At 50.6% G+C, this 15,460-nt stretch carries 14 protein-coding genes, 2 tRNA genes, 1 rRNA gene and 1 pseudogene; 12 read left to right on the forward strand and 6 right to left on the reverse strand.

Annotated features, from left to right (window positions below; genetic code table 11):
* The 3 genes from rrf to dkgB all read left to right on the forward strand — a co-directional run.
* Window positions 1–87, forward strand: a 5S ribosomal RNA gene (gene rrf / locus M2374_RS16455); the annotation flags it as partial.
* Window positions 88–142: 55 nt separating this feature from the next.
* A tRNA-Asp gene (locus M2374_RS16460) sits at window positions 143–219 on the forward strand.
* Window positions 220–382: 163 nt separating this feature from the next.
* Complete coding sequence (gene dkgB, locus M2374_RS16465; protein ID WP_137400451.1) at window positions 383–1,186, forward strand: 2,5-didehydrogluconate reductase DkgB; 804 nt, start codon at window positions 383–385, stop codon at window positions 1,184–1,186.
* Between the two features lie 29 nt (window positions 1,187–1,215).
* Here the strand turns inward: dkgB and yafC are convergent, their stop codons facing one another.
* On the reverse strand, window positions 1,216–2,130 hold the full coding sequence (yafC, locus tag M2374_RS16470; protein WP_096758211.1) for a DNA-binding transcriptional regulator YafC: 915 nt from the start codon (window positions 2,128–2,130) through the stop codon (window positions 1,216–1,218).
* A gap of 105 nt (window positions 2,131–2,235) precedes the next feature.
* Between yafC and M2374_RS16475 the strand changes: the two genes are divergently transcribed.
* The 3 genes from M2374_RS16475 to M2374_RS16485 all read left to right on the forward strand — a co-directional run bounded on the left by M2374_RS16475 (window position 2,236) and on the right by M2374_RS16485 (window position 5,192).
* Window positions 2,236–3,411 carry an MFS transporter gene (locus M2374_RS16475; protein ID WP_115259373.1) on the forward strand — a complete coding sequence of 392 codons (1,176 nt, stop codon included), beginning with the start codon at window positions 2,236–2,238 and terminating at the stop codon, window positions 3,409–3,411.
* Between the two features lie 131 nt (window positions 3,412–3,542).
* The gene (locus M2374_RS16480) at window positions 3,543–4,343 is read left to right on the forward strand and encodes an endonuclease/exonuclease/phosphatase family protein (protein WP_115259371.1); all 801 of its coding nucleotides are present in this window, start codon (window positions 3,543–3,545) and stop codon (window positions 4,341–4,343) included.
* Between the two features lie 78 nt (window positions 4,344–4,421).
* Entirely contained in the window at window positions 4,422–5,192 is a 771-nt protein-coding gene (locus M2374_RS16485) for a class I SAM-dependent methyltransferase (RefSeq protein ID WP_135912554.1), read from the forward strand.
* Window positions 5,193–5,241: 49 nt separating this feature from the next.
* Here the strand turns inward: M2374_RS16485 and mltD are convergent, their stop codons facing one another.
* A complete protein-coding gene (gene mltD / locus M2374_RS16490) occupies window positions 5,242–6,600 on the reverse strand; it encodes a murein transglycosylase D (RefSeq protein ID WP_096758207.1) in 1,359 nt (452 codons plus the stop codon).
* 71 nt (window positions 6,601–6,671) lie between these two features.
* A complete protein-coding gene (gene gloB / locus M2374_RS16495) occupies window positions 6,672–7,427 on the reverse strand; it encodes a hydroxyacylglutathione hydrolase (RefSeq protein WP_135912553.1) in 756 nt (251 codons plus the stop codon).
* Between the two features lie 33 nt (window positions 7,428–7,460).
* Here gloB and M2374_RS16500 point away from each other — a divergent pair, with 33 nt between their 5' ends.
* Window positions 7,461–8,183, forward strand: coding sequence for a class I SAM-dependent methyltransferase (locus tag M2374_RS16500; protein WP_115259365.1), 723 nt, complete (start codon window positions 7,461–7,463; stop codon window positions 8,181–8,183).
* Here M2374_RS16500 and rnhA read toward each other — a convergent pair.
* Window positions 8,180–8,756 (reverse strand): annotated as a pseudogene (rnhA, locus tag M2374_RS16505) (ribonuclease HI). The gene M2374_RS16500 and the pseudogene rnhA overlap by 4 nt on opposite strands.
* Here rnhA and dnaQ point away from each other — a divergent pair.
* Window positions 8,710–9,438 carry a DNA polymerase III subunit epsilon gene (gene dnaQ, locus M2374_RS16510; RefSeq protein WP_197737705.1) on the forward strand — a complete coding sequence of 243 codons (729 nt, stop codon included), beginning with the start codon at window positions 8,710–8,712 and terminating at the stop codon, window positions 9,436–9,438. The pseudogene rnhA and the gene dnaQ sit on opposite strands and share 47 nt — an antisense overlap.
* Before the next feature lie 133 nt (window positions 9,439–9,571).
* Window positions 9,572–9,648 (forward strand) — tRNA-Asp (locus tag M2374_RS16515).
* Between the two features lie 155 nt (window positions 9,649–9,803).
* Here the strand turns inward: M2374_RS16515 and M2374_RS16520 are convergent.
* Together M2374_RS16520 and M2374_RS16525 are read right to left on the reverse strand one after the other, a co-directional pair.
* On the reverse strand, window positions 9,804–10,322 hold the full coding sequence (locus tag M2374_RS16520; protein WP_181688452.1) for a hypothetical protein: 519 nt from the start codon (window positions 10,320–10,322) through the stop codon (window positions 9,804–9,806).
* Window position 10,323: 1 nt separating this feature from the next.
* Window positions 10,324–11,112, reverse strand: a complete 789-nt coding sequence (locus M2374_RS16525) for a winged helix-turn-helix domain-containing protein (protein WP_117341992.1) — start codon at window positions 11,110–11,112, stop codon at window positions 10,324–10,326.
* A 649-nt stretch (window positions 11,113–11,761) separates the two neighbouring features.
* On the opposite strand from M2374_RS16525, the gene M2374_RS16530 reads away from it, so the two are divergent.
* The 3 genes from M2374_RS16530 (at window position 11,762) to M2374_RS16540 (ending at window position 15,442) form a co-directional block, all read left to right on the forward strand.
* Entirely contained in the window at window positions 11,762–12,310 is a 549-nt protein-coding gene (locus M2374_RS16530; protein WP_117341993.1) for a fimbrial protein, read from the forward strand.
* Window positions 12,311–12,379: 69 nt separating this feature from the next.
* Window positions 12,380–12,928, forward strand: a complete 549-nt coding sequence (locus M2374_RS16535; protein WP_117341994.1) for a fimbrial protein — start codon at window positions 12,380–12,382, stop codon at window positions 12,926–12,928.
* A 42-nt stretch (window positions 12,929–12,970) separates the two neighbouring features.
* Entirely contained in the window at window positions 12,971–15,442 is a 2,472-nt protein-coding gene (locus tag M2374_RS16540) for a fimbria/pilus outer membrane usher protein (RefSeq protein ID WP_174360526.1), read from the forward strand.
* Window positions 15,443–15,460: the final 18 nt, after the last annotated feature.

Below are 15,460 nucleotides of genomic sequence, written 5' to 3' on the forward strand. Positions count from 1 at the left end.
TGACCCCATGCCGAACTCAGAAGTGAAACGCCGTAGCGCCGATGGTAGTGTGGGGTCTCCCCATGCGAGAGTAGGGAACTGCCAGGCATCAAATTGCAGTAAACCGGGATGAAAAATCCGGGTAGTGACAAAGAAATTCGGTGGAGCGGTAGTTCAGTTGGTTAGAATACCTGCCTGTCACGCAGGGGGTCGCGGGTTCGAGTCCCGTCCGTTCCGCCACTTATTGAAAGCCCTGAGTTAACGCTCAGGGCTTTTTCTTTTGCTGTCATTCAATTATTGCTAAATCTGCAAAAATCCTCTGCGTTATACGCTCTTTTTATCTACACGTTAGAAGGCCATACTCCTCCGACTAACGAAGACTGTGATTAAAAAGAGGAAATTTATGACTATCCCTGCATTCGGTTTAGGTACTTTTCGCCTGAAAGACGACGTCGTTATCGCTTCTGTTAAAACAGCTCTGGAACTGGGCTATCGGGCCGTCGACACCGCACAAATCTATGATAACGAAGCCGCGGTTGGTCAGGCGATTGCTGAAAGTGGTGTGCCGCGCAGTGAGCTGTATATCACCACCAAGATTTGGATTGAGAATCTCAGCGAAGAAAAACTGATCCCGAGCCTGAAAGAGAGTTTGAAGAAACTGCGTACCAATTACGTTGACCTGACGCTGATCCATTGGCCTTCACCAAACGATGCGGTTTCTGTTGAAGAATTTATGCATGCATTACTGGAAGCTAAAGCACAGGGCCTGACTCGCGAAATTGGTATCTCTAACTTTACCATTCCGCTAATGGAAAGAGCCATTGCTGCAGTGGGCGTAGAGAACATCGCGACCAACCAGATTGAGCTGTCCCCGTATCTGCAAAGCCGTCAGGTGGTTGACTGGGCCAAAGCGCACGGTATTCACATCACGTCTTACATGACGCTGGCATACGGTAAGGCACTGAAAGATGAAGTCATTGCCGGTATTGCCGCGAAACATAATGCGACACCGGCTCAGGTGATTCTGGCATGGGCGATGGGTGAGGGATACTCGGTGATCCCTTCTTCGACCAAGCGAGAAAACCTGGCCAGTAACCTGCTGGCGCTGGATCTGCGTCTGGATGCTGAAGACAACGCGGCGATCGCGGTGCTGGACTGCAACGATCGTCTGGTTAGCCCGGAAGGTCTGGCACCCGAGTGGGACTAATGACCTGACCCTGCGACCCCCTGTGCCCTTTAACCCTCTTTCACAGCTCCTGCGGGAGCTGTTCTTATATGTTCACTCAAAAAGTCGATAAATGCCCGAATGCGAGTACTTACTGCCCGATCGCTGTAGTAAACAGCGCTGAACGGCATCTCTACTGGCAGGCGTTTATCCGCCAACAATTCGACCAGTTCACCTCGTGCGATCTCCTTATCAATCATATAATCTGAAAGACAGGCAATACCGTTTCCGCTCAGACAAAGTTGTTTTAGCGTTTCGCCGCTGTTAGAAGATAGTCCGCATTCAGCCTCATGAAGCTGCCCATCGCTGCATGCAATCGGCCAGGTATTGAGTGAAACCGGTTCAGAAAAACCGAGACACAGGTGCTGCTTAAGCGCTTCGACGCTCTCTGGAACACCAAATTTCGCAATATAGTCAGGCGAAGCAATAATCTTACGATAGCTGGTAAACAATGGACGTGCGCGTAGGCTCGAGTCAGTCAGCGTGCCTGCACGTATAGCTACATCCACTTTTCGTTCAATAAGATTGATGAACGTTTCTGAAGAGACCAGCGACAGCGTCATCTCAGGATAGCGTTCGCGGAAGGGCTTGATGAGCGGAATCAGGAAATGCAGCATAACCGGCGTAGCGGCGTCAATGCGCAGCAAGCCACGCGGCGTATTGCGAGACTCCATAATTTCCGTCTCTGCGGCGGCCATTTCCTGCAAGATTAGCTGTACGCGCCTGAAGTAACGTTCACCTTCCTCGGTCAGGCTTAGCTGCCGGGTGGTCCGATTGAGCAAGCTGACGCCCAGTTTCATCTCCAGTTTTTTTACGGCCCGACTGACGGCAGAATTGGCCTGTCCCAACTGCTCTGCGGCGCGGCTAAAGCTACCGCTTTCCACAACAGCCACAAAAATCGCCAGTTCTTCTGAGGTTGCTTTCATTTTTGCACCTGAAGCAAAATTATATTGAGATTTTGAATATTTTTGTTATTAAAGCATCCCGGCATACTGCATGTCATCTGATTACTGATGATATGGAGTTTATTTATGCCACTCGCTTTATTCGCACTGACTATAAGTGCCTTCGCCATTGGCACGACCGAATTTGTGATTGTCGGCCTGGTACCGACTATTGCTGAACAACTGGCCATCTCTTTGCCTTCTGCGGGGATGCTGGTTTCAATTTATGCGCTGGGGGTGGCGATTGGCGCACCAGTGCTGACCGCTCTGACAGGGAGCCTGCCGCGTAAACAGCTGCTGGTTGCGCTGATGGTGCTGTTTACTGCCGGTAATTTGCTGGCTTGGCAGGCTCCGGGCTATATGACCTTAATTGTCGCCCGTCTGTTGACCGGTCTTGCACACGGCGTGTTCTTCTCGATTGGTTCAACCATTGCAACAAGTCTGGTGCCTAAAGAGAAAGCGGCTTCGGCCATCGCCATTATGTTTGGCGGTTTAACGGTGGCCCTGGTGACGGGCGTTCCGCTGGGCACATTTATCGGTCAGCATTTTGGTTGGCGTGAAACCTTCCTCGCAGTCTCAATGCTGGGCGTCATTGCGCTAATTAGCAGCCAGTTGCTGATCCCGGCGAATATTCCAGGTCGGGCTGCCGCCAGCATCCGCGATCAGGTGAAAGTCTTAACCCATCCTCGTCTGCTGTTGATTTATGCGGTTACGGCGCTGGGCTATGGTGGTGTCTTTACGGCGTTTACCTTCCTTGCACCGATGATGCAGGATCTGGCCGGATTCTCCCCGACAGCGGTAAGTTGGATCTTATTGGGATACGGCGTCTCTGTGGCTATCGGTAATATCTGGGGCGGTAAACTGGCGGATAAACATGGTGCAGTCCCTGCATTGAAGTTCATTTTTGCTGCACTGTTTGTTCTGCTGATGCTATTCCAGTTAACGGCATCCACGCAGTACGCGGCGCTGGCAACGATATTAGTGATGGGGATCTTTGCCTTCGGTAACGTACCGGGATTACAGGTTTATGTTGTGCAAAAAGCGGAACAATTTACCCCCAATGCAGTTGATGTCGCGTCCGGACTGAACATTGCGGCGTTTAACGTCGGTATTGCACTGGGTTCGGTGATTGGCGGGCAAACGGTAGAGCATTATGGCTTAGCGCAGACGCCGTGGATTGGCGCGCTTATCGTACTGGCTGCTTTCTTACTGATGGGCATCAGCGGTCGTCTTGATAAACCTGCGCGGATCACGCTGGGATAACTCATTGATGTAAGTACCCACTTACAAAACAAACTGCAATTGCTCGTTGAAAGTAAGCCCTAAAGTCCCTATAACTGAAGAACCAGTCCGGCTGCGGACTGGTTGACGTTACAGAGGTTTGAAAGTCTACAGTGCGAAAAAACACCTATGCTATGCGCTATGTTGCCGGACAACCCGTTGAGCGGATCTTACCGCCACGGTCGTTTGCGCATATTGGTCAGGCATTACCCGCCGGCGTTCCCTTAAGCAGTGAAGACCGTATTCGCGTGCTGGTGTGGAATATTTTTAAACAGCAGCGGGCAGAATGGTTGTCGGTGCTGAAGAACTTTGGCAAAGACGCGCATCTGGTGTTATTGCAGGAAGCCCAAACCACGCCGGAACTGGTGCAGTTTGCGACCGCTAACTATCTTGCTGCCGATCAGGTTCCCGCCTTTGTGCTGCCTCAGCACCCCTCTGGCGTCATGACGCTGTCGGCGGCACATCCTGTTTACTGCTGCCCTCTACGCGAACGTGAGCCTATTTTACGGCTGGCAAAGTCGGCGCTGGTGACGGTATATCCCCTGCCAGACTCACGTTTATTGATGGTGGTGAACATCCACGCGGTTAACTTCAGCCTCGGGGTGGATGTCTATAGTAAGCAGTTACTTCCCATTGGCGATCAGATTGCTCATCACAGCGGCCCGGTGATTATGGCCGGTGATTTCAACGCCTGGAGCCGTCGACGGATGAATGCGTTGTACCGTTTCGCCCGTGAAATGTCGCTACGCCAGGTGCGCTTTACCGACGATCAGCGCCGACGCGCGTTTGGCCGCCCGCTCGATTTTGTGTTCTATCGTGGTTTGAACGTCAGTGAAGCCTCTGTGCTGGTGACGCGCGCATCCGATCACAATCCACTACTCGTTGAATTTAGTCCCGGCAAGCCTGAACAATAAAGGTGTGTCAGGTCTGCCGTGGGGCAGGCCTGTTAGGGTGCTGTCCTTTATCTTTCACCACAACCGAAGGACAACACAATGACTACACGCTCTCATCATGACAACGTCGAAAAGCAGTTTGGCTCGCAAGCGAATGCCTATTTAACCAGCACGGTACACGCCTCTGGCCGTGATTTACAACGGCTGGCGGAAAGGCTGTCGGCATTTCCACAGGCCAGCGTTCTCGACATGGGATGCGGTGCGGGACACGCCAGCTTTGCGGCGGCACATCAGGTAAAACAGGTCGTGGCGTATGATTTATCGGCGCAGATGCTCGACGTGGTCGCGCTGGCGGCAAAAGAGAAGGGATTAGACAATATCGCTACCCGGCAAGGATATGCCGAAAGCCTGCCGTTTGAGGATGGCTCTTTTGATGTGGTGATTAGCCGCTATTCTGCGCATCACTGGCATGATGTCGGACGCGCGCTGCGAGAAGTGAATCGTGTATTGAAACCTGGCGGTGTGGTGATTGTGATGGATGTCATGTCACCTGGGCACCCGGTGCGGGACATCTGGCTGCAAACCGTTGAAGCGTTACGCGATACCTCACATGTGCGCAACTATTCCAGCGGTGAGTGGCTGTCATTGATGAATGATGCCAATCTGATTGCCGATACGGTGTTGACGGACCGCCTGCCGCTGGCGTTTAGCTCATGGGTCGCGCGGATGCGTACCCCGCAGGTGTTGATTGACGCGGTTCGTTTATATCAGCAGAGTGCGTCTGCCGAAGTGCAGGCCTACTTCGCGTTACAGCAGGACGGGTCGTTCACCAGTGACACGATTATGGTTGAGGCACATAAAGCGGCATAAATAAAAAAGGCACTGGGGGGAAACCAGTGCCTTAATGTTTAAGCTGCTATCAGGAGTCCGGCATACCGTTGTTTTTCACAAACAACGTCAGCTGATCGCCCGGCTGCAGATTGTCGGTATCGTTATTCCAGCGCATCACATCCTTGATGTTGACCCCGTGACGTTTAGCAATGCTCGAAAGCGAATCGCCCTTACGTACACGATAGGTAATGCTATCGCTGTTTTTAGCCAGTCGCTGCGCGCTGGTGCCTGCACCTACGGTCAAGCTTTGGCCCACTTTCAGAGTCGAACTACGCAGATTATTCCACTGCTTTAGCTCATTCGCATTCACGCCAAGACGTGAAGCGATGCCGGAAAGCGTATCGCCAGAGCGAACCTTGTAGCTACGGCTGTTCAGCGGCGTGTTATCCGCGACCAGCGTTGACTGTACGGCTGCAATTTCGCCTGACGCCAGGGACTCACGCAGTTTCTCCGCGTGCTTCTTTGGCACCATCACATATTGCGGGCCGCTGACACCCAACGTGGAGCCCTTCACGCCAGCATTGAAGGTCTTCAGCTTGCTGACGGAAATACCCGCCATATCGGCAACCTGAGCCATCTCAACCGGGCTGTTCAAGCGAACACGTGCCAACGCGCGGCTTTCGTCTGTGGTTGGCAGACGCACGCCATAACGCTTGCTGTTCTTGAGAATATCACTCAATGCCAGCATTTTGGGCACATACTGCTTCGTTTCCTGAGGCAGAGGAAGTGACCAAAAATCGGTGGGCTTGCCACGAGATTTGTTCGCTTTCATTGCCTTCATCACGCGACCTTCACCGCTATTATAAGCAGCAACGGTCAGCAGCCAGTCGCCATCAAACATCTTGTTCAGACGCTGCATCATGTCCAACGCGGCAGTGGTGGAAGCCACAATGTCGCGACGTGCATCATAATTGCGGGTCTGCTTTAAACCATAATTGCGCCCCGTGCTCGGAATGATCTGCCAAATGCCTGCGGCATTGGCGCCAGACGTTGCGTGAGGATCAAAAGCGCTCTCCACTATGGGTAGGAGTACCAGCTCCATCGGCATGTTACGTTTCTTAACTTGCCCGGCTATCCAGTACATATACGGCTCTGCCCGTAACGTTACATCGTGGAGATAGCTCTTATTGCGTAAATACTTCTGTTTCTGTTCGCGAATCCGGTTGTTTTCCGGAATTCCCATCTTTAGCTCGTCACCAATGAAAGCCCACAAATCCTGATCGGCGGCGATAGATGTCCCATCGTCCATCCAGCGCGCCTGGCTTGTAAACTTTCCTGCTTCCCCTTGACCAGCTGCAGAAAGGCTCTGTGCGTGTTGTTGGACGTTACCAGTATTCTGGCACCCAACAAGCAGGACAGAGGCGAGTAATATCGCTTTTGCCTTCATGTGTGTGTCAATAGTTGCTTAAAAGACGACCGATCATAACGGCGAAGTTTTCAAAAGGCAACCCGGAATTGTCAGAACGTATCTTTCTTTGACCTTAACCACGCAAAACGCGCTTCAGGTTGTTGCAATATTGTTTCTTTGTTGATTTCATTAATTAAATCAATATCTTCCGTTCTTAAAAAAATATTATTTCTGCGCTCATTTTTCAGAATTACGGGTAGTGTCATTTGGTTTTTTACGCGTAACTCATTAACTTTACGATAATAATCATTTATAGACGGATCGTGCGGGAGAATGCTTAAGGCAAACTTCATATTTGCTAAAGTGTACTCATGTGCGCAACAAATTAACGTATCATCCGGAAGGGCACTTATTTTTTTAAGTGATTGATACATTTGTAATGCTGTGCCTTCAAAAAGCCGGCCGCAGCCGCCGGAAAACAGCGTATCGCCGCAAAACAGATAAGGGTGGCTGAAGTAACAGATATGTCCTAAAGTGTGACCCGGCGTGGCAAATACGCCAAATTCATGCCCTAAAACGAGTGCGATATCACCCTCTTCGACTACACGTGTGGTTCCCTTATCTTGTGTTTCAGCAGGTCCATAGACCACTATTTGTGGAAAGCGCTGCACAAGTTCTTTCACGCCGCCAACGTGATCATGATGGTGGTGGGTAAGTAAAATAGCCTCTGGCACCCAGTTGTGCTCAGCAATGGCTTGTAGCACCGGAGCCGCCTCGCCAGGATCGACAATCAGGCAATGATTCTCATTATTGGTCAGGACCCAGATGTAATTGTCATCAAAGGCGGGAATACTGTTAAGATTCATAAATTACCTCTCAATGCGAAACGGAAGGTTGTGATGAAACCGGCAAGGCTCCCTCAAACTGTCGTAGCGCCCGTGAGCTGGGATGATTTACCCTGGGGCGAACACTATCGTGAGGCGCTGGAGTATCAGCTTAACCCGTGGTTTGCAAAAATGTACGGTTTTCATCTGCTTAAGATTGGTAATTTAAGCGCAGAAATCAATTCCGAAGCGTGCGCGGTTTCTCATCAGGTCAATGTTTCTTCGCAAGGCTCGCCGATGCAGGTGCTGGCGGATCCTCTGCATCTTCCCTTTGCCGATAAATCTGTTGATGTGTGCCTGCTGGCGCATACGCTGCCGTGGTGCTCCGATCCGCATCGCTTACTGCGCGAGGCCGATCGTGTGCTTATCGATGACGGCTGGTTAATACTGAGCGGATTCAACCCGGTCAGCCTGATGGGCCTGCGCAAGCTGGTACCGGTATTACGTAAAACATCACCTTACAACAGCCGGATGTTTACGCTGATGCGCCAGCTGGACTGGCTTTCGTTGCTGAATTTCGAAGTGCTGCACGTCAGCCGTTTTCACGTTTTGCCCTGGAAGAAGCACGGGGGAAAAATGTTAAGTGCGCATATTCCGGCGTTGGGATGTATGCAACTGGTGGTCGCGCGCAAGCGAACTATCCCGCTTACGCTTAACCCAATGAAACAAAACAAAAGCAAAGCGCGTATACGTCAGGCCGTTGGTGCAACCCGGCAATACCGTAAACCGGACGCTTAAGCTTCGGGTTGATACCCAACATCATCCTGTGTAGGACTCATCGCCGCGGCGCGGGCAAGCTCGTCGCAGCGTTCGTTTTCCGGGTGGCCAGCGTGGCCTTTGACCCATTCCCACTTGATTTGGTGCTGACCCAGCGCCGCATCCAGGCGTTTCCAGAGATCGACATTCTTGACCGGTTTTTTGTCTGCGGTTTTCCAGCCGCGTTTTTTCCAGTTGTGGATCCACTGGGTAATACCCTGGCGCACATACTGGCTGTCGGTACTGAGCACCACTTCACATTGTTCTTTAAGTGCTTCCAGCGCGACGATGGCCGCCATTAGCTCCATGCGATTATTGGTGGTGAGGTTGTATCCTTCGCTAAAGGTTTTTTCTCGCCCGCGAAAGCGTAAAATTGCCCCGTAGCCGCCTGGCCCTGGATTTCCCAGGCAAGAACCGTCGGTGAAAATTTCTACCTGTTTAAGCATCTCTGGTAGACTTCCTGTTTTAGAGATCGATATAAACGATAAGTCTGACATAAATGACCGCTATGAGCACTGGAATTACACGGCAGATCGTCCTCGATACCGAAACCACCGGTATGAACCAGATCGGTGCCCACTACGAAGGCCACAAGATTATTGAGATCGGTGCGGTTGAAGTGGTGAACCGACGCCTGACCGGCAATAACTTTCACGTTTACCTGAAGCCCGATCGGCTGGTGGACCCGGAAGCGTTTGGCGTACACGGCATCGCGGATGAATTCCTGCTCGATAAGCCCACTTTTGCTGATGTTGCCGATGAGTTTCTTGACTACATCCGCGGTGCGGAGCTGGTCATCCATAACGCATCGTTTGATATCGGCTTTATGGATTATGAGTTTGCAAAGCTCCATCGCGATATCCCGAAAACGAACACCTTCTGTAAAGTGACCGATAGCCTGGCGCTGGCGAGGAAGATGTTTCCTGGCAAGCGTAACAGCCTTGATGCACTATGCTCGCGTTATGAGATAGACAACAGCAAGCGTACCTTGCACGGCGCATTGCTCGATGCTCAGATTCTGGCCGACGTTTATCTGATGATGACCGGTGGGCAGACCACGATGGCATTTTCCATGGAAGGTGACAGCCAGCAGCAGAATGATACCGGGATCCAACGGATTGTGCGTCAGTCCGGCAAGTTACGTGTTGTTTTCGCCACTGATGAAGAGTTAGCGGCCCATGAGTCGCGCCTTGACCTGGTTCAGAAGAAGGGCGGAAGTTGCCTCTGGCGGGCATAGTTTGCGCGTTTACCGTGCAGAAATGGCTATTCGGGTGATTTTTGCAGCAAACGATTAAAAACGTGAGAAAAAGCGTTGACGAGGGGCGAGGCAATCCGTAATATTCGCCTCGTTCCCAAGCGGAACACAACGCGGAGTGGTAGTTCAGTTGGTTAGAATACCTGCCTGTCACGCAGGGGGTCGCGGGTTCGAGTCCCGTCCATTCCGCCACTATTCAGAAAGCCTGAATCAGCAATGATTCAGGCTTTCGTCGTTTTAATCCGCCCAAAATATCCATCCCCCCCTGGCTGGCTATCAGTCTCCCTGTCCTGTCGATTCCGGCAGCACATCAGGTCATCCTTAACCTGATGAATAGCGCAGTGTGCTTAACTGGAGAAGCGATTCATTACGCAGGCAAAGCGGGGTGAAAAATTATCGCCAATCAGAACCGTCTCTTTATTCAGGTGCTTCAACATATACAGTTTGTCAGTACGTTCGTAGGCATCGAAGAAGAGATAATCAACAGCATCCGTTGCGTTATCATCAGGCGATTTCTCACGTCCCTCGGGCGTTAGCATGAAGACCCCCGCGGTATGGCCGAGCGGCCGTACGTAACGGAAGAACAGTTTGCGGTTAACGCTGAACTCGCTTTCATCACTTTTTAATTTCCCTTGTACGGACAATGAGAGATGCCCGGAATTGTAGCTGGTTATCAGCAGGATCCCATTGAGCTCCTTTTTTGTATTATGGATGTCGAGTATCGACGTGAATTCCGAGGAACAGGAAAAACTGATTTCCTTTTTCTTGGCATCTCCGGCGACGACGAGAAAAGCGATAGCCGCCAGTCCGCAAATGGCAATCATGACGGACCACAATAATGGAGAGCGATCGCTTTCCTGTTTCATATTATTCCTCATGATGGCGATACTGGCTGATGCAATGGTAGTAGCCGAGGTTGAGCCCGCATTCTGCCGCAAACGACCAGTCAACCAGATTATGGTTGCTCGACCAGGTATTGAGATACAGCTCTTTTGGGGTTGAACAGTTCGGGTTAATGCCGACGGATTTAAAAATATCCAGCGCCTTCTTTTCAGTAATGGTGTCTGTGAGGGCATTCCCTAATATATGTACCCGGCATTGCTCGTAATCGATGGTACGCAAAATAGATGCATCGGTCATGGCAATTTCATTTGGTATCCACGTTAACCAGGCTGTTGCCAGTACGGCGATGCCGGTAATTAATGCGGTGATTGCTATAGGCCATCGGTTTTGTTTTTTTGTCTTTCGTACCGATGTAAAAGAAGCGGTACTGGTGAGGGGCTTTTTTTCTTCTTGCTGCTGAATATTGATATTGACGTCACCCATGCGAAATCCCGTACGCGGAATCGTTACGATATATTCTGCCGGGTGCCCCGTCGACGTTATTGCTTTGCGCAGAAATGAAATGTGCTGATTGAGATTAGCATCTGTCGCTCTGGCGCCATTATGCTGGAATACATTGAGTAGAATCTCGTCGCGCGTGGAGATATCTTTACCATTTTGCAACAAATACATCAGTAATTGTACTGCTACATTATTCAATGTGGCTATCTCACCAGATGAGATATCTTTTAGCGTATTTTTATGTGGTTTAAATACTAATCCATCACCAATAATTACGGATTTAATCTTATTTATTGGTATATGAGAAATCACGGATATCTCCTTTGATGCAACAAAGCATGGAATCTCACAGTCGAGTGGTTGAAGCAATAGCATAACATAATTTATTTATGAAAAATGACTGTGTTATTGAACGTTTTATTAATGTTTTTATAACAATATTTCAATGTTTATCTGAACGTGCGCTATTATCCTTTCCCATTTCTCCTATCTTATTGTCATTCCTCGTTTTTGATATCCATTGGCATTTTTACAAAACTTTCATAAATACATTGCTCCTCCTTTTTAAGCTAAATAAAAAAATATCCAATAGATAAAAACACTGTAAAAGATATAAATGATAGGTATTAACACTGGTTTTATTGCGATTTTAGGCGGTTTTTGCGCGATAGATCGGTGTGATAGCGGGGAGGCAACATGATTCCCTGAGTTTGATTGAAAGCACGATTTTTCGTTGTCTCATTTTATTGCCGATTTAATATAAGCCCCGAAACAGCGTGAACGGCTGCGGAGGGTATTTCGGATGAAATGCCAGTAACGTTCAAAATCAAGGGTGGTTCGAGAAGGAATGTTTGCAAGGTAATGCGCGTCTACCACCTGAAGACCCATATTTCCCAGGAAAAGTAGCCTGTGGAAATAGCACGTCAAAATAACCAGAACAGAAATAAGGTTTAGAAGTAATATGAAAATGAAAAATGTGGCCGTCGTCTGTGCACTGATGGCAGGAATGACTTTTACTGCCTCTTCTGCTTTCGCTGCAAAAAGTGTAGAGCCGACCAACGGTAAAATTCATTTCACCGGTTCACTGGTGAATTCAGCATGTGGCCTGGCACCGGAATCCAGCCCGGTACAGGTAAACTTTGGTGAAATCCCAACGTCTCAGTTAAAAGACAACCAGCGTGCTGGTGTTAAACACGCCAAAATCGTTCTGCAGGGCTGTGATACCACTGTCGCCAAAACCGCAACCGTAACATATACCCCAGCAACAATTGACCAGGACAATAGCGCGCTGGCTGCATTTACTTCAGGTACTGCACAGGGTGCGGGCATCGGTATGATTGATAGCGGCAACCAGGATGTAAAATGGGGTGAAGCTGCCTCTCAGGTTAATATTACCGATGGTGAAAGTGACATCGATTTTGTGGCTTACCTGCAGGCAAATAATGCCTCCGCAGCGGTCACACCGGGTGATTTTGAATCTACCGTTAATTTCCAGATTGACTACCAGTAATGGTCTGCAGCAGGCGCATTAATGCGCCTGCTTACGCCTTCCCGCGAATAAATGAAAGGAAATGCGGTTATGCCTGAATGGCGAACGTTACTGCTTTTTATCTTTATCTCGCCTGCGTGGGTCATGGCTGGCACTGCGCCTGTCGCCAGCACGCCCGGCAAAATGCGCATGCGGGGACATATTATTGAGGCTGCTTGCTATGTCGATCCGCGCGATCGTTCGTTGTTGGTTGAATTTAATGATATCTCCGCTCGGGATATATCCGGGAGACCAGAAAAAGTCTCTGCGCATGGTTTCAGTATTCATTTGCTGGGATGTTCATTAGGGGATTCTCGACATTCAGAGAATGTGTTTCAGCGCGCAAATATCACTTTTTCCGGCATGCCCGATCGCGACAACCCTGATTATCTGAGCGTGCAGTCGACGACTGAAGATTTAGCGATAGAAATATTTGATAGCACCGGACAGCAAATTCATCTGGGGGAGCCTTCTCCGGATTATGTCCTAAACCCTGGAAAAAATACGCTCAATTTTACAGCTTATTTAATCTCCCGCGACGGACGAATGACATCCGGCGAATTTACTGCGGTTACGCATTTTGTTGTGAATTATCTCTGAGCTGCTCCGGCAATTTGGGTATCTGAAGGTTTGCGAACGAAAATGATTACGCTGAAAACAGATAAAAAACGTCTGGCGCTTATTATTGCTCTGGTCTGCAGCGCTTCATGGGCTGAGGCGGATGAGGCTATTGAATTTAATACCGACGTCCTGGATGCCAGCGACAGGCAAAACGTAGATTTGCAGCGCTTTTCTGAAGGCAACTTTGTCACCCCCGGGGAATATTTGCTGGATGTTCGTATTAACGGGCAGGAGATCCCACAGCAGTCGATTCGCTATATCACCGATCCTGACAATAAACATAAATCTCTGGCGTGCCTGTCACCACTACAGCTCGAATTACTTGCGCTCAAAGAAGACGCATTGGCGCATATTCATCCGATTACCGCGACCTGTCATGACATATCCCGCCTGCCGGGCGTGGTGTTGAATAACAGTGCCGGACTTCTGGACATTACCGTGCCGCAGGCATGGATGAAATATACCGATCCTGACTGGACGCCGCCGGAACGTTGGGATAATGGCGTCGCGGGGCTGATTTTTGATTACAGCGTGTCGGGTCAGGCCACTCACTACGAACAAGGCGGAGGTCATTACCGCTCGCTGTCGGGCTATGGGCAAACGGGGTTCAACCTTGGTGGCTGGCGTTTTCGCGGGCAGTATCAGGCCGATTACTCTTCTGATAATCAGCACGGGCAGATTAACTGGGATCAGATCTACGCCTATCGTCCATTGCCCATGCAGGCTGCGAAGCTGACGGTGGGTGAAATCTATCTGAATTCTCAGGTCTTTGATTCTGTTCGCTTTACCGGGGTTAACCTCGCCAGCGACGAGCGTATGCTACCGCCAAATTTGCAAGGCTACGCGCCTGAAGTTCACGGCATTGCCCGCAGTAACGCCAAAGTGACCGTCAGCCAGCAGAAGCGCGTGATCTACCAAACGACCGTTCCTGCGGGGCCGTTTAATATTCAGGATCTGCATGCTTCGGTACGCGGCACGCTGGATGTGCGGGTAGAAGAGCAAGATGGCAGCGTGCAAACTTTTCAGGTCAATACCGCTGATATTCCTTACCTGACACGTCCGGGCTATGTTCGCTACAACACCGCCGTCGGTAAGCCTTCACTCTATAACCATGATGTCCAGGGGCCGGCATTTTACAGCGGTGATTTTTCATGGGGAGTGAGTAATGCCTGGTCCCTGTACGGCGGGGCACTGCTAACAGGTGAACGCTACAACGCTTGGTCGATGGGCATCGGGCGGGATCTGAGCTGGCTGGGTGCGTTGTCGGCTGATGCGACGCAATCCGTCAGCCGGGTGAAGCATCAGGACGAACAAAAAGGCATGTCCTTTAAGCTGAGCTATGCCAAAACCTTCGATGAATACAACAGCGCCATCACTTTTGCCGGTTATCGTTTTTCACAGCGTAGCTTCCGTTCTTTCTCGCAGTTTCTCGATGAGCAATATAAAAATAATAACAGCGCCGGGAACGAGAAAGAGATGTACACCATCACCGGTAATAAGACCTTCTTTGCAGACGATCCGCGCCTCTCCACGACGCTGTATCTGACCTATACCCACCAGAACTACTGGGATCGCCGTTCGCAGGATCGCTATGGGCTGTCGGTGGGTCATAGCTTTTCATTTGCAGGCATTCAGGGGATCAGCACCAACCTTGCCGCATATCGCTCCGAGTACCAGGGAAAACGGGATGACAGCCTCTCGCTCTCGCTGTCTATTCCGTGGAGCGATAGCCGCTCAATGGACTATGAGCTGCAGAACAACGGCAACCAAACCAGCCAGATGGTTTCGTATTCCGATAACCGTGACCGAAATAATCCGTGGCGCCTGCGCGCCGGACTCTCCGGCGAAGGCCATACCGCCTTTGACGGCTACTACCAGCACCGGAGCATGATGGCCGAGCTGGAATCTAATGTCAGCTGGCAGCAGTCACGCTACTTCTCCGTGGGCGGCACCTTGCGTGGTGGTTTTACTGCAACCCGTCACGGCGCGGCGCTCCACAATAGCCAGGCATCGATGAATACCGCCCGCGTAATGGTTGACACCGACGGCGTCGCTAACGTGCCGCTGAACGGCGAACAGGCACACTCGAACCGCTTTGGCATTGCCGTGGTACCGGATGTCGTGAGTTACCACAGCTTTGATACCCGTATCGACGTGGACACAATGGATGAGGATATTTCCGCAGCCAAAGCCATCGTCACCAACACCCTGACCGAAGGAGCGATTGGCTATCAGCGCTTTGCCGTCGCACAGGGGCTAAAAATGATGGCCCAACTGCGTATGAAAGATGGCTCGGTACCACCGTTTGGCGCCGAGGTGTTTAACGCCAACGGCGTGAGTGTCGCCATGGTGATGGAAAACGGTGAGGCCTGGATTGCTGGTGTGAAACCTGCCGAACGCCTTTCCGTTGCCTGGGGAGGGCGCGCGCAGTGCTATCTGGCGGTGCCTTTGCAACCTAACCCGGAAGGTAACGTCCTGTTGCCTTGTGAATAATATTAACTACCTGAATGA

Source organism: Citrobacter sp. JUb117 (genome assembly GCF_024809055.1).
GTDB lineage: Bacteria > Pseudomonadota > Gammaproteobacteria > Enterobacterales > Enterobacteriaceae > Citrobacter > Citrobacter gillenii.